A 13,001-nucleotide genomic window follows, 5' to 3' on the forward strand; every position below is an offset into this window, starting at 1 on the left:
CCCGCCGCGGGGTCACGGCCCGTCCGGCGTTCGAGGACGAGGCCGCAGGCCGGTACGGCGCCCCGGGTACGGCGCCCCGGGTACGGCGCCCCGGGTACGGCGCCCCGTCCGGCGCGCTACATCTCCCCGAGCGTGACCTCGGCCGTCCGCTCGTCCCCCGCCCGCACATATGTCACCCGCTCCTTGTCGCCCGGTTTCAGCGCCGCCAGGGCCTCGGACAGCGAGGTGAGGGTGGTGATCGGGGCGTCGCCCAGGCGGGTGAGGATGTCGCCGGGGCGCAGGCCCGCCCCGGCGGCGGCGCCGTCGTCACGGACCTCGGCGATCGCCACGCCCGCGGGGCGGTAGTCGTCGCCGAGGACCGTGCGGGCGGTGATGCCGAGCGCGGCCCGGCCCGAGTCGGTGACCCGGCCGCTCTTGACGATCTGGTCCGCCACCGTCCTGACCATGGACGCGGGGATCGCGAAGCCGATGCCGGGGGCGGCGCCTTCGCCCATGCCCGGGTCGGTCGCGGCGAGCGTCGGGATGCCGATGACCCAACTGTCCAGGCCGACGAGGGCGCCACCGCTGTTGCCGGGGTTGATCGCCGCCGACGTCTGCACCATGTCGGCGATCGTCGCACCGGTGCCGCCGCCCGCGCGGCCCTCGCTGACCGTGCGTCCCGTGGCCGAGACGATGCCCTGGGTGACGCTGGAGGAGAGGCCGAGCGGGGAGCCCATCGCCAGGACGATCTGGCCGACCTCGGTCTTCGTGGAGTCGCCGAACCGCGCGGCCCTCAGCCCGCCCGGCACCTTGTCCAGCTTGATGACGGCGAGGTCCTGCTCCGGGTACGCCGACACCAGCTTCGCGCCGAGGGGGTGCTCACCGGTGGCCGTGGTCACCCGGAACGTCTTCTCCTCGCCCACGACATGGGCGTTGGTGACGATGTGGCCCTTGTCGTCGTAGACCACGCCGGAGCCGAGACCGGCCGACGCGTCGATCTGGACGACCGACGGCAGCACGTCCTTGATCACTTTCTGGTAGTCGTCCTGGAGGTCGCTCGCGGCGGCGGGGGCGGCCCGGGTGGCCTGGGCGGCGGCCTGGACGTTCGGCCGTTCGGGCCGTTCGCCGCCGGTGTCGCTCCGGCGGCCGTCGTCGGAGCAACCGGCCACCATGGCGACGAGGACGGCCGTGGCCGCGGCGGCGGTGACCCGTGACGACGGGAGGCGGGTACGAGGGACTGTCATGGGCCGAGTCTGCGTCGGGCAACGGGCCCCGGACTGCGCGAACCGCCCGAAACGGTGGTGAGTCGTCCGAACAGGGGGCAAGTCGACGGAGCGGGGCGCGCCGCCTGCGTAGGAGGCGATGTGCCTGAACGGGGGCGAGCCGTCTGTGCAGGGCGAGCCGTCTGTGCAGGGCGAGCCGTCTGTGCAGGGCGAGCCGTCTGTGCAGGGCGAGCCGTCCGCACAGGGCGCGGGCCGGTCCGCGCAATGGCGAGCCGGTCCGCGCAAGGCCGAGCGTTCGCACCAGCCCGCGTAGCCCGACCCGGCGGCAAGGGGACCCCGGGGGCCCCGGACCTCAGTCCCGGCCGCCGCAGAGGTGCAGCAGCGTCGCCACCCGGCGGTAGGGATCCGTGCGCCCGGCCCGCTCCTCGGCGGCGAGCAGCGCATCGAGCTCGGGCCCCGCCTCCGGGACGTCGGTGGCCTCCGAGAAGAGGCGCACCCCGTACCAGGACACCAGCGGCGCCGCGATCCCCGCGAGCGCCTGACCGACCGCGTCCAGGCGATGGGCCCGCGCCTCGGCCCCGGCGCCGTCCCGGTAGGTGTCGGCGCCGAACGAGGCGAGCGCGCCCGCCCAGTCCCCGCGCAGCCCCGGCCGCATGGCGAGGGCGTCCGCGTTGCGCACCACCAGGGACAGCAGGCCTCCGGGCGCCAGCACCCTGCCGAGCCCGGCGAGCAGCGCGTCGGGCTCCTCGACGTGCATCAGCACGCCGTGGCACAGCACGACGTCGAAGCTTCCCGGCAGGAAGTGCACGCCGGTGTCACGCCCGTCGCCCTCGACGACCCGCATCCGTGAGCGGATGCCCTCGGGCTCGGCGGCCACCGCCGCCCGTACCGTGGCGAGGCCGTCAGGGTCGCGCTCGACGCCCGTCACCTCGTGCCCGCCGCGGGCCAGGCGCAGCGCCTGCACTCCGCGCCCCATGCCCACGTCGAGCACCCGCAGGCGCCTGCCGAGGGGGAACCGGGCCACGATCCGCTCGTCGAGCTGGCGGCCGACCAGTTCCTGCTGGACGGCCTCGTGCGTTCCAGGGCGCAGGCCCCGGTCCTCGCTCAGGGCCGCGCTCCGCGCTTGCCCTGCGGCTTCGGCATCCGCAGCCGGCGCATCTGGAGGCTGCGCATCAGGGCGTAGGCGACGGCGCCCTTCCTGCTCTCGTTCGGGAACCGCTCGCTCAGGCGCTTCTTCAGGCGGAAGACGGTGGAGACCGAGTCGACCACGATCAGCACGATCACGAAGAGCCACAGCAGCAGCGCGATGTTCTGCAACTGCGGGACGCGGACCATGCTCAGTACGAGGATGAGCACGGCCATCGGCAGGAAGAACTCGGCGACGTTGAACCGCGAGTCGACGAAGTCCCTGGCGAACTTGCGCACAGGACCCTTGTCCCGCGCGGGCAGATACCGCTCGTCGCCGCTGGCCAGCGCCTCACGCTGCTTCGCCATCTGGACGCGGCGCTCCTCGCGCTGCCGCTTCACGGCCTCCTTGCGCGACGTCGGCGCGTTCATCACGCTGCGGCGCTGGGACTGGGCCATGGCGCGCTTGGGGGTGGGGCGGCCCTTGGGGGCCTGCGGGTCACGGGTCTGCGCGGACTCGGAGTCGGTCACCGGGGCCTTGGCTGCCGGGGCCTTCTCGTCCTTGGATCGGCTACGGAACACAAGAGCCAAGGGTACGGGGTTCGAAGCCTCGACCTCCGCCGCGCGGGGAACGATCCCACAACGCCGAGCGTCTTGAATAGGTGACTAAGGGGCGATGCGGGCAGATTCCCAGGGGTGCACCTACTCCCTGCGCCGGAGAGGTGCACGAAGCATTCGTCCTTGGGGATGACCGCATCCGCTCGCGAACAGTGCGGTAATGGATACAGAGCCCGTACCGTGGGTTCTGTTGCAGTGGCTGGAGCCGGGAAGTCCGTCAGAAGGGGGCGCGCGAAGCCCATGAGCGGTGTCATGAAGCGTATGGGGATGATCTTCCGCGCGAAGGCGAACAAGGCCCTTGACCGGGCCGAGGACCCGCGCGAAACCCTCGATTACTCATACCAGAAGCAGTTGGAGCTGCTGCAGAAGGTGCGCCGCGGCGTCGCCGACGTGGCGACCTCACGCAAGCGCCTTGAGCTGCAGCTCAACCAGCTCCAGAAGCAGTCCTCCACGCTTGAGGACCAGGGCCGCAAGGCCCTCGCCCTCGGCCGCGAGGACCTGGCCCGCGAGGCGCTGTCCCGCAGGTCCGCCCTCCAGCAGCAGGTCAGCGACCTGGAGGTGCAGCACCAGACGCTGCAGGGCGAGGAGGAGAAGCTCACTCTCGCGGCCCAGCGCCTGCAGGCCAAGGTGGACGCCTTCCGTACGAAGAAGGAGACCATCAAGGCGACGTACACCGCCGCCGAGGCCCAGACCCGGATCGGCGAGGCCTTCTCCGGCATCTCCGAGGAGATGGGCGACGTCGGCATGGCGATCCAGCGCGCCGAGGACAAGACCGCGACCCTCCAGGCCCGGGCCGGCGCGATCGACGAACTCCTCGCCTCCGGCGCCCTCGACGACTCCTCCGGGCTGCACAAGGACGACATCCAGTCCGAGCTCGACCGGCTCTCCGGCGGCACGGACGTGGAGCTGGAGCTCCAGCGCATGAAGGCCGAGCTCGCCGGTGGTTCAAGCTCCTCGCAGCAGGCCATCGAGGGCGGTCAGGGCAATCCCGGCCAGCAGTCACAGCCGCGGGACACCCCGCGCTTCGACAAGCAGTGACGGGTAGCGTCGACGAGTGACGCCGGCGCACGGCGTCACGGCCGGACCGCTCACGTCCTTAGGAGGGCGTCATGATCGTACGGATCATGGGGGAGGGGCAGGTGAAGCTGGCGGACAGCCACTTCACCGAGCTGAACAAGCTGGACGACGAACTGCTCGAAGAGATGGAGAGCGGTGACGAGTCCGGCTTCCGCGGCACGCTGCACGCGCTTCTGGACAAGGTGCGTGAGCTCGGCGAACCCCTGCCCGATGACGCCCTCGAACCCTCGGAACTGATCCTTCCCGCACCGGACGCGTCCCTCGACGAGGTGCGGGAGATGCTCTCCGACGACGGCCTCATCCCGGGCTAGCGCACGCCCGGCCGACGGACCCGCGCCCGCCCCGCCCCCGGCGGGGCGCGTCAACGGGCGGCGTCAACCCTTGTCCAGGGACACCCCGTTTCCGTTCCGCCTGCCGGTGGGGCCCCGTACCGTCTAGTGCGTGACCAACTTTGAACGGTGCCGTGGCTGGGCCAGAACGCACCCGTTGGCCGTCGACGCGATCCTCGCGGCCGCCGCCCTCGTCTGCATGGTCATCGGCTCCTTCGCCGAGCCGTACGGAGAGAAGGGCTCGACCTGGAACGTGCACGCCCCAGGTGGCCTGAGCCTCACCCTGATGGCCTGCGGTGCCGCCGCCCTCGTCTTCCGCCGCCGCACCCCATGGGCCGTCCTCGCGGCCGCCTCCGGCTTCTCCATCGTGGAGCTTGTGACCACGGGGCCCCGCGCCCCGGTCGTCATGTCCGCGGTCATCGCCCTGTACACGGTCGCGGCCACCACCAACCGGCCCACCACCTGGCGCATCGGCCTGATAACCATGACGGGCCTGACCGGCGTCGCCATGCTGGCGGGACCGCTGCCCTGGTACGCGCAGGAGAACCTCGCCATCTTCGCCTGGACCGGCATGGCAGCCGCCGCGGGCGACGCCGTCCGCAGCCGCCGCGCCTTCGTGGACGCCATCCGGGAGCGGGCCGAACGCGCGGAGCGCACCCGCGAGGAGGAGGCGGGGCGCAGGGTCGCCGAGGAGCGACTGCGCATCGCCCGCGATCTGCACGATGTCGTCGCCCACCACATCGCCCTGGTCAATGTGCAGGCCGGAGTCGCCGCGCACGTCATGGACAAGCGGCCCGACCAGGCCAAGGAGGCGCTCGCCCATGTCAGGGACGCCAGCCGCTCCGCGCTCGGCGAACTGCGCGCCACCGTCGGCCTGCTGCGGCAGAGCGGCGACCCGGAGGCGCCCACCGAGCCGGCCCCGGGGCTCGGCCGCCTCGACGACCTCGTCGACACCTTCCGGCACGCCGGCCTGCCCGTGGACGTGGTCCGCGGCGACGCGGGACCGACGCCCCCGGCCGCCGTCGACCTGGCCGCGTTCCGCATCATCCAGGAGGCGCTCACCAATGTGCAGAAGCACGCGGGTGAGCACGCCAAGGCGGAGGTCAGCATCGTCCGCGTGGGCCCGAACCTGGAGATCACCGTCCTGGACGACGGCGCAGGTCCCGCCCCCGGGGCCGCCGGTGAACCGGACCGCGGCGGCGGGCACGGGCTCCTCGGCATGCGCGAGCGCGTGAGCGCCCTCGGCGGCCGGTGCAGCGCGGGGCCCCGGTACGGCGGCGGTTTCCGCGTCCATGCGATCCTGCCGGTCACGACCGTGAAGCAGGGGGACCGTGGGCACGCCCCGGTCAAGGGAGGGACGACCGCGTGACGATCCGGGTGCTGCTCGCCGACGACCAGGCGCTGCTGCGCAGCGCGTTCAGGGTCCTCGTCGACTCCGAACCCGACATGGAGATCGTCGGGGAGGCCTCCGACGGCGCGCAGGCGGTGCGGCTGGCCAAGTCCGAGTCCGCGGACGTCGTCCTGATGGACATCCGTATGCCCGGCACCGACGGTCTCGCGGCCACCCGGATGATCAGCGACGACCCGGCCATGTCCCACGTACGCGTGGTGATGCTGACCACGTTCGAGGTCGACGAGTACGTGGTGCAGTCGCTGCGGGCCGGGGCGTCGGGCTTCCTGGGCAAGGGCGCGGAGCCGGACGAACTGCTCGGGGCGATCCGGATCGCCGCGGCGGGTGAGGCGCTGCTCTCGCCGGCGGCGACGAAGGGGCTCATCGCGCGGTTCCTCGCGCAGGGCGACGGTGGTGACGACTCGCCCGCGCGCAGCGAGCGCCTTGACGCCCTCACCGGGCGCGAGCGCGAGGTCCTGGTCCAGGTCGCGGGCGGCCACTCCAACGACGAGATCGCCGAACGCCTCGAAGTCAGCCCGCTCACCGTGAAGACCCATGTGAACCGGGCCATGGCCAAACTCGGCGCCCGCGACCGCGCCCAACTGGTCGTCATCGCCTATGAGTCGGGCCTTGTGCGGCCGCGGGGGGACTGAGCCCGCGTACGCGTAAGGGGCGTCCACCATGGCGGACGCCCCTTACCCGGCGGGAGTGTGGCGGCTACGGCAGCGCCAGCATCCGCTCCAGGGCCAGCTTCGCGAACTGCTCGGTCTCGCGGTCGACCTCGATGCGGTTGACGAGCTTGCCGTCGGCGAGCGACTCCAGGGCCCACACCAGGTGCGGCAGGTCGATCCGGTTCATGGTCGAGCAGAAGCAGACCGTCTTGTCGAGGAAGACGATCTCCTTGTCCTCGGCGGCGAACCGATTCGCCAGGCGGCGGACGAGGTTCAGCTCGGTGCCTATCGCCCACTTCGAGCCGGCCGGGGCCGCCTCCAGGGTCTTGATGATGTGCTCCGTGGAGCCCACGTGGTCCGCGGCGGCCACGACCTCGTGCTTGCACTCGGGGTGGACGAGCACGTTCACGCCCGGAATGCGGGCCCGTACGTCCTCGACCGACTCCAGCGAGAAGCGACCGTGCACCGAGCAGTGCCCGCGCCACAGGATCATCTTCGCGTCGCGGAGCTGCTCGGCGGTCAGGCCGCCGTTCGGCTTGTGCGGGTTGTAGACGACGCAGTCGTCCAGGGACATCCCCATGTCGCGCACGGCGGTGTTCCTGCCGAGGTGCTGGTCGGGCAGGAAAAGTACCTGCTCCCCCTGCTCGAAGGCCCACTCCAGGGCGCGCTTGGCGTTCGACGACGTACAGATCGTGCCGCCGTGCTTGCCCGTGAACGCCTTGATGTCCGCGGAAGAGTTCATGTACGAGACGGGCACCACCCGCTCGGCGATCCCGGCCTCGGTCAGCACGTCCCAGCACTCGGCGACCTGCTCGGCGCTCGCCATGTCGGCCATCGAGCAGCCCGCGGCCAGGTCGGGGAGCACGACCTTCTGGTCGTCGCCGGTCAGGATGTCCGCGGACTCGGCCATGAAGTGCACGCCGCAGAAGACGATGTACTCGGCCTCGGGGCGGGCGGCGGCGTCACGGGCCAGCTTGAAGGAGTCACCGGTCACGTCGGCGAACTGGATGACCTCGTCGCGCTGGTAGTGGTGGCCGAGCACGAAGACCTTGTCCCCGAGCCGCTCCTTGGCGGCGCGGGCGCGCTCCACCAGACCGGGGTCCGAGGGCGAAGGCAGGTCACCGGGGCACTCCACGCCGCGCTCGCTCCTGGGATCGGCCTCGCGGCCGAGCAGCAGCAGGGCCAGCGGCGTCGGCTGTACGTCCAGCTCGGAGCTGTCCGCGGTGGACTGGGCGGTGGTCACGACACACACCCTTTCTTCTGTGACGAACGCGGCCTGAACCGCGTTTCAAGTGGGCCGAGGACCGGCACCACGGATCCTTTTCGTCGAATTGACATTATCTATCATAACTGCTTCACGTCAGTTTGACGATGCCCATAGTGTCGATGTGACGCATCCCGCGTGCGGGCCTGTGTGCGAGCATGGGAATGAACACGCGTCACCGCCGGTTGCAACCGTCGGCAAGCAGTCTCCGTACAACCCGGGAGAGAAGCAGATGTCCGTATCGGACGAGACCACCACCGTGAGCGACGGCATCCTCCTGTCCGACGCCGCCGCGGACAAGGTCAAGGCTCTCCTTGACCAGGAAGGCCGGGACGACCTGGCGCTGCGCGTGGCCGTTCAGCCCGGCGGCTGCTCGGGCCTTCGTTACCAGCTCTTCTTCGACGAGCGCTCGCTCGACGGCGACGTCGTCAAGGAGTTCGGCAGCGTGAAGGTCGTCACCGACCGCATGAGCGCTCCGTACCTGGGCGGTGCCTCCATCGACTTCGTCGACACCATCGAGAAGCAGGGCTTCACGATCGACAACCCGAATGCCACCGGCTCCTGCGCCTGCGGCGACTCGTTCAGCTAAGCGCGTCCGGCTGAGCGCACGCACGGCTCGGCACGCGCGAGACGGCGGCGGCACCCCCTGTGGGGAGCCGCCGCCTTCGTCGTGTCCGCCTCGTTCCCGGGCCGCTCAGCGCGTCCGGGGCGCCGGTACTCGCTCGTGCCGACCGTCGTCCCGCGGTACCGCCTTGCCGCCGTCGGTCACGACGTCACGGTCGCCGAGTGGCTTGTCCAGCTTCACGGAGAGCTCGTAGGACTGCGCCATCGCGACGCACACCGTGCCGTTCTTCATGGTCTCGGTGATCTTCACGGCGACCCGGTCGCCGCTCTCGTCCGCCGACACCGCGTACGTACTGCACACGCCACCCGTGAAGTGAACGGTCAGCGTCCGCCCCGCCGTGCTGTAGCCGTCCGCCTTCACCGTGTCGGTGCGGGTGTCCGGGTCACCGGGCCGGGCGGTCGGACCCTGCGAGGGGCCCACCGTTCCCGGAGCCCCGGGCGCCCGCAGATACTTCGGGTCCACCGCGGGATGCGTCACCGTGTAGCTCTCCGGCGCCCCCTGCGGCTTCACCTGGAACAGCCAGGACGGCACAAGGGCCGTGCGGCCGTCCACGAACTGCGCCGCGAGCCCGAACTCCGCGCCCTCGACCGCGATCGGCCGCGGCTCGGGCGGTGTGGAGTCCGGCGGGCAGACAGCCTTGCCGGAGTCCGCCCCCGGCCCCGCACCGGAGTCCCCGTCCCCGTGCGGCACCGGGGTCGCGCAGCCGCCGATGCCCACATGGCCGCGCCCGCCCGACTTGTTGAGCAGGTCCAGGGCCTTCTCGGCGCTCACGACGGGGTACGTCGCGCCCTTCTCCGGCTCGGTCAGATGCCCGGAGGCCCCGACGACCCGGCCGTCCGCCCCGACCTGCACCCCCGTCGACCAGCCGTACGTCGGCAGCCCGGCGATCCTCGGGTCGGCGTTCACCACCCGCACCGAACCCATGAGCTGGCGCGCGTCCAGCTTGGCGTCGTCGAGGCCGACGGCCTTCAGGACGGGGGCGGCCGCCTTCTTCGCCGCCGCCTCGCCGACGGCGCCGCCCGAGTCGTCGGGATGCCGGTCGGCCGACCCGCCGCCCTGGCCCGGGCAGCGCTTGCCCTTCAGGCAGTTGTCGGAGCCGGGTGCCTGGTGCCGGGTGTAGGTCCAGGCGCCCGGCGCCTCCTTGCCGACCTGGAGCGCGGGCCCCGCACCGTCGTTGGGCGGCCCGATCCGCCAGGTGCCGTCGCGCACGACCGGGGTGCCGGACAGGCCGAGGGCCTCGGCGAGCCGGGCCACCCGCTCCCGGCCGACCTCACCGCGCACATGCTGCACGGACGCCGAGTCCGGCCCCTCGGGCAGCTCGCCCGCGGCCTTGTACGTCACGCCGCTCGGGTCGGGCTCGCCCGGTGCGATGCCCCCGGTGCCACCTCCCGACCCCTGCTCCGACCCCTGGTCCGGGCCCTGGGTGGTGCGCCCGTCGCGGTCACCCGCGTACCCGTCGAGGGTGAGGGGAGGCGGCGCGCCGCCGTCCCCCGCCGCGCTGTCGCGGCCCCCGCCGTCGGACGACGCCGTCGCCAGATACGCACCGCCGCCGCCCGCGAGCAGCACCGCGGCCGCGACCGAGGCGACCGCCAGCGGAGTCCGCCGCCGTTGTCCGTCCTGCGTCTGCTCGGTGCTCACCGCATCGCTCCTTAGAACGCCAGCCGTCTCCGAAGCCCCACCTGTGGGGCTTCGTCGTACACTGCGTCCCCTTCCCGGGGGACAGCGGTGGGACGCGGCAGGGGAGCGCGCGGTTCCCTCGGACGCACGCCGGGGCGAACGCGGCCTGTGCGCGGCCTGTTCCGGTCCCCGTACTCCGACTCTCGGTCCCGTACTCCGACTCTCAGTCCCCGTACATCCGACTCTCAGTCCCCGTACTCCGACATCCCGTCGAGGACGCGGGCGGTCGCGGCCGGGACCGTGACCCCGTGGATCAGCGACGGCGGCACCGGTACGACGGGCACGGCCGGCACCACCCAGTGCGGAGCCATGCGGACGCAGGCGCCGCGCAGGGTCTCCAGGGTCTCGACCCCGCCATCGGGGGCCTGGTCGGCGATGTGCCGGGGAACACTCTGCTTTGCGAAGACGGCCATAACGGAACCGTATGCACCGCTTGCCCGATGGAGAAAGACCTACTATTGGGTATTTTTGGCCACTACAACGAGGGCTCCACGACCGGATAGCGTTAACCGTCAACCCCTCGCCTCCTTGCAGGAGCTTCCAGCCGTGCGAATCGCAGTCACCGGCTCCATCGCCACCGACCACCTCATGACCTTCCCCGGCCGCTTCGCCGACCAACTGGTCGCCGACCAGCTCCACACGGTGTCGCTGTCATTCCTGGTCGATGCCCTCGACGTCCGCCGCGGCGGCGTCGCCGCCAACATCTGCTTCGGCATGGGCCAGCTCGGCAGCGGCCCCGTCCTCGTCGGCGCCGCGGGCTCCGACTTCGACGAGTACCGCGCCTGGCTCGACCGGCACGGCGTGGACACCCACTCCGTCCGCATCTCGGAGACGCTGCACACCGCGCGCTTCGTGTGCACCACGGACGCCGACCACAACCAGATCGGCTCCTTCTACACCGGTGCGATGAGCGAGGCCCGCCTCATCGAACTGCAGGCGGTCGCCGAGCGCGTCGGCGGCCTCGACCTGGTCCTGATCGGCGCGGACGACCCGGAGGCCATGCGCCGCCACACCGAGGAGTGCCGCACCCGCGGCATCCCGTTCGCCGCGGACTTCTCCCAGCAGATCGCCCGCATGGAGGGCGACGAGATCCGCAACCTCCTGGAGGGCGCGACCTACCTCTTCTCGAACGAGTACGAGAAGGGTCTGATCGAGTCCAAGACCAACTGGACCGACGCCGAGATCCTGGGCAAGGTCGGCCACCGCGTCACCACCCTCGGCGCCAACGGCGTGCGCATCGAGGCGGTCGGGCAGGACCCGGTCGTGGTCGGCGTGCCCGAGGAGAAGGCCAAGGCGGACCCGACGGGCGTCGGCGACGCGTTCCGCGCCGGCTTCCTCTCCGGCCTGTCCTGGGGCGTCTCGCACGAGCGCGCCGCGCAGGTCGGCTGCATGCTCGCCACCCTGGTGATCGAGACGACCGGCACCCAGGAGTACGAGCTGCACCGCGCCCAGTTCATGGAGCGCTTCACCAAGCAGTACGGCGACGAGGCCGCCCTCGAGGTCAAGGCCCACCTGCCGTAGCACGACGGCCGGGTACGGGGCTCCCGTACCCGGCCGCCCTCCGGGCGACGACGGGAATGGTCAGACAGGCCCTAGCGAAGGCGCCGCACCACGTACGCCACCCCGTGCGCCCGCTCCCGCGCCCCCACGTACTCCTGCCGCTGCGTCCAGCACCACGCCGGGATGTCCACGGCCGCGACCTCGTCGTCCGACAGGACGGTGACCTCGGCGCCGACGCGGACCCGGGGGAGTGCCTTCGCCAGTTCGATCACGGGCTGGGGGCAGCGCTCGCCGAGCGCGTCGACCGTCAGCTCGTCCAGCGTGCCGGCGGCGGCAGGGGCGACCGGCGCTCCGAGCCTCGCGCGCACCCCGGCGACGGCCCCCGGCAGCACATCGAGGAAGCGCTCGACGTCCGCGGTGCCGGTGCCCGGCGGCAGCGAAACGCGTACGTTGCCCTCACTGACCACACCCATCGCCTTGAGCACATGGCTCGGCGTCAGGGTGCTGCTCGTACAGGAGGAGCCGGACGAGACCGAGAAGCCCGCGCGGTCCAGCTCGTGCAGCAGGCTCTCGCCGTCGACATAGAGACAGGAGAAGGTGACGAGGTGCGGAAGGCGCCGCTCCGGCGCGCCGACGACCTCCACGTCCGGCACCAGGTGCGGCACCCGGGCCCTGATCAGGTCCGTCAACTCCCGCAGTCGCGCCGCCTCCGCCGCGGCCTCGGCCCGCACCGCCCTGAGCGCCGCGGCGGCCGCCACGATCGCCGGAATGTTCTCGAACCCGGCGGACCGCCCCGACTCCCGCTCGTCCACCGGACCTTGCGGCGCGAACCGCACCCCCTTGCGCACCACGAGGAGCCCGACCCCCGCGGGGCCGCCCCACTTGTGGGCACTCGCCGTGAGCAGGGACCAGCCGCCGTCCACCGGTCCCCACGCGAGGGACTGCGCCGCGTCCACAAGGAGCGGCACCCCGGCCGCCCGGCAGGCCGCCGCGACCTCGGCCACCGGCTGCTCGGTTCCCACCTCGTGGTTGGCGGACTGCAGACAGGCGAGCGCGGTGTCCTCGCGCAGCGCGGCGGCGTACGCGTCCGGGGCCACCGCACCCGATCGGTCCACGGCGACCTCGGTCACCGTGCCGCCCGCCCGCTCGTGGGACGCGGCCGAATGGAGGACGGCCGAATGTTCGACGGCGGAGACCACGAGGTGCCGCCCCACCCGGCGCCGCCCGGCGAGCGCACCCGCGATCCCGTCGTACAGCGCCCGCGTCCCCGACGAGGTGAACACCACCTCGTCCGCCCGGCACCCCACCGCCTCGGCCGCGGCCTCCCGGGCGGCGTCGAGCAGCATCCGGGCCCGCCGCCCCTCCCGGTAGAGCCGAGCGGGATCGGCCCACCCCTCGTCGAGCGCGGCCACCAGGGCCTGTCGGGCAACAGGGTGAAGGGGAACGCCGGAGGCGGCATCGAAGTAGGACACGCGGTCAACCTAAACGTTCTGGCCGGGAGTGCCCCTGAAAGGGGCGCGGGG

At 72.2% G+C, this 13,001-nt stretch carries 13 protein-coding genes; 6 read left to right on the forward strand and 7 right to left on the reverse strand.

Going from position 1 to position 13,001, the window contains the following annotated elements; genetic code table 11:
* Positions 1 to 116: 116 nt before the first annotated feature.
* The 3 genes from IG78_RS0117670 to IG78_RS0117680 all read right to left on the reverse strand — a co-directional run bounded on the left by IG78_RS0117670 (position 117) and on the right by IG78_RS0117680 (position 2,909).
* On the reverse strand, positions 117 to 1,223 hold the full coding sequence (locus IG78_RS0117670; protein ID WP_030564202.1) for a S1C family serine protease: 1,107 nt from the start codon (positions 1,221 to 1,223) through the stop codon (positions 117 to 119).
* 331 nt (positions 1,224 to 1,554) lie between these two features.
* Positions 1,555 to 2,256 carry a class I SAM-dependent methyltransferase gene (locus tag IG78_RS0117675; RefSeq protein ID WP_030564205.1) on the reverse strand — a complete coding sequence of 234 codons (702 nt, stop codon included), beginning with the start codon at positions 2,254 to 2,256 and terminating at the stop codon, positions 1,555 to 1,557.
* A 50-nt stretch (positions 2,257 to 2,306) separates the two neighbouring features.
* Positions 2,307 to 2,909 carry a DUF3043 domain-containing protein gene (locus IG78_RS0117680; protein WP_030564207.1) on the reverse strand — a complete coding sequence of 201 codons (603 nt, stop codon included), beginning with the start codon at positions 2,907 to 2,909 and terminating at the stop codon, positions 2,307 to 2,309.
* Positions 2,910 to 3,185: 276 nt separating this feature from the next.
* Between IG78_RS0117680 and IG78_RS0117685 the strand changes: the two genes are divergently transcribed.
* The 4 genes from IG78_RS0117685 (at position 3,186) to IG78_RS0117700 (ending at position 6,394) form a co-directional block, all read left to right on the forward strand.
* A complete protein-coding gene (locus IG78_RS0117685) occupies positions 3,186 to 3,983 on the forward strand; it encodes a PspA/IM30 family protein (RefSeq protein WP_078965759.1) in 798 nt (265 codons plus the stop codon).
* Positions 3,984 to 4,054: 71 nt separating this feature from the next.
* Positions 4,055 to 4,333, forward strand: a complete 279-nt coding sequence (gene pspAA / locus IG78_RS0117690) for a PspA-associated protein PspAA (RefSeq protein ID WP_030564210.1) — start codon at positions 4,055 to 4,057, stop codon at positions 4,331 to 4,333.
* 130 nt (positions 4,334 to 4,463) lie between these two features.
* Positions 4,464 to 5,720, forward strand: coding sequence for a sensor histidine kinase (locus IG78_RS0117695; protein ID WP_225882300.1), 1,257 nt, complete (start codon positions 4,464 to 4,466; stop codon positions 5,718 to 5,720).
* Complete coding sequence (locus IG78_RS0117700; RefSeq protein WP_030564214.1) at positions 5,717 to 6,394, forward strand: response regulator; 678 nt, start codon at positions 5,717 to 5,719, stop codon at positions 6,392 to 6,394. Before IG78_RS0117695 ends, IG78_RS0117700 begins: the two co-directional genes overlap by 4 nt.
* Before the next feature lie 64 nt (positions 6,395 to 6,458).
* On the opposite strand, the gene nadA is transcribed toward IG78_RS0117700, so the two are convergent.
* Positions 6,459 to 7,664, reverse strand: a complete 1,206-nt coding sequence (gene nadA, locus IG78_RS0117705) for a quinolinate synthase NadA (RefSeq protein WP_030564216.1) — start codon at positions 7,662 to 7,664, stop codon at positions 6,459 to 6,461.
* A 244-nt stretch (positions 7,665 to 7,908) separates the two neighbouring features.
* Here nadA and IG78_RS0117710 point away from each other — a divergent pair, with 244 nt between their 5' ends.
* A complete protein-coding gene (locus tag IG78_RS0117710; protein WP_030564219.1) occupies positions 7,909 to 8,265 on the forward strand; it encodes a HesB/IscA family protein in 357 nt (118 codons plus the stop codon).
* A 105-nt stretch (positions 8,266 to 8,370) separates the two neighbouring features.
* On the opposite strand, the gene IG78_RS0117715 is transcribed toward IG78_RS0117710, so the two are convergent.
* Both IG78_RS0117715 and IG78_RS0117720 read right to left on the reverse strand, forming a co-directional pair.
* Positions 8,371 to 9,939 carry a hypothetical protein gene (locus IG78_RS0117715; protein ID WP_037686902.1) on the reverse strand — a complete coding sequence of 523 codons (1,569 nt, stop codon included), beginning with the start codon at positions 9,937 to 9,939 and terminating at the stop codon, positions 8,371 to 8,373.
* Positions 9,940 to 10,163: 224 nt separating this feature from the next.
* Positions 10,164 to 10,391, reverse strand: coding sequence for a hypothetical protein (locus tag IG78_RS0117720; RefSeq protein WP_051852729.1), 228 nt, complete (start codon positions 10,389 to 10,391; stop codon positions 10,164 to 10,166).
* Positions 10,392 to 10,524: 133 nt separating this feature from the next.
* Between IG78_RS0117720 and IG78_RS0117725 the strand changes: the two genes are divergently transcribed.
* On the forward strand, positions 10,525 to 11,499 hold the full coding sequence (locus IG78_RS0117725; protein ID WP_030564225.1) for a carbohydrate kinase family protein: 975 nt from the start codon (positions 10,525 to 10,527) through the stop codon (positions 11,497 to 11,499).
* A gap of 71 nt (positions 11,500 to 11,570) precedes the next feature.
* On the opposite strand, the gene IG78_RS0117730 is transcribed toward IG78_RS0117725, so the two are convergent.
* Positions 11,571 to 12,950, reverse strand: coding sequence for a cysteine desulfurase/sulfurtransferase TusA family protein (locus IG78_RS0117730; RefSeq protein ID WP_030564227.1), 1,380 nt, complete (start codon positions 12,948 to 12,950; stop codon positions 11,571 to 11,573).
* Between the last annotated feature and the right edge of the window lie 51 nt (positions 12,951 to 13,001).

Origin of the sequence: Streptomyces aureocirculatus (genome assembly GCF_000720475.1) — a bacterium.
In the GTDB taxonomy this organism is placed as follows: Bacteria; Actinomycetota; Actinomycetes; order Streptomycetales; family Streptomycetaceae; genus Streptomyces; species Streptomyces aureocirculatus.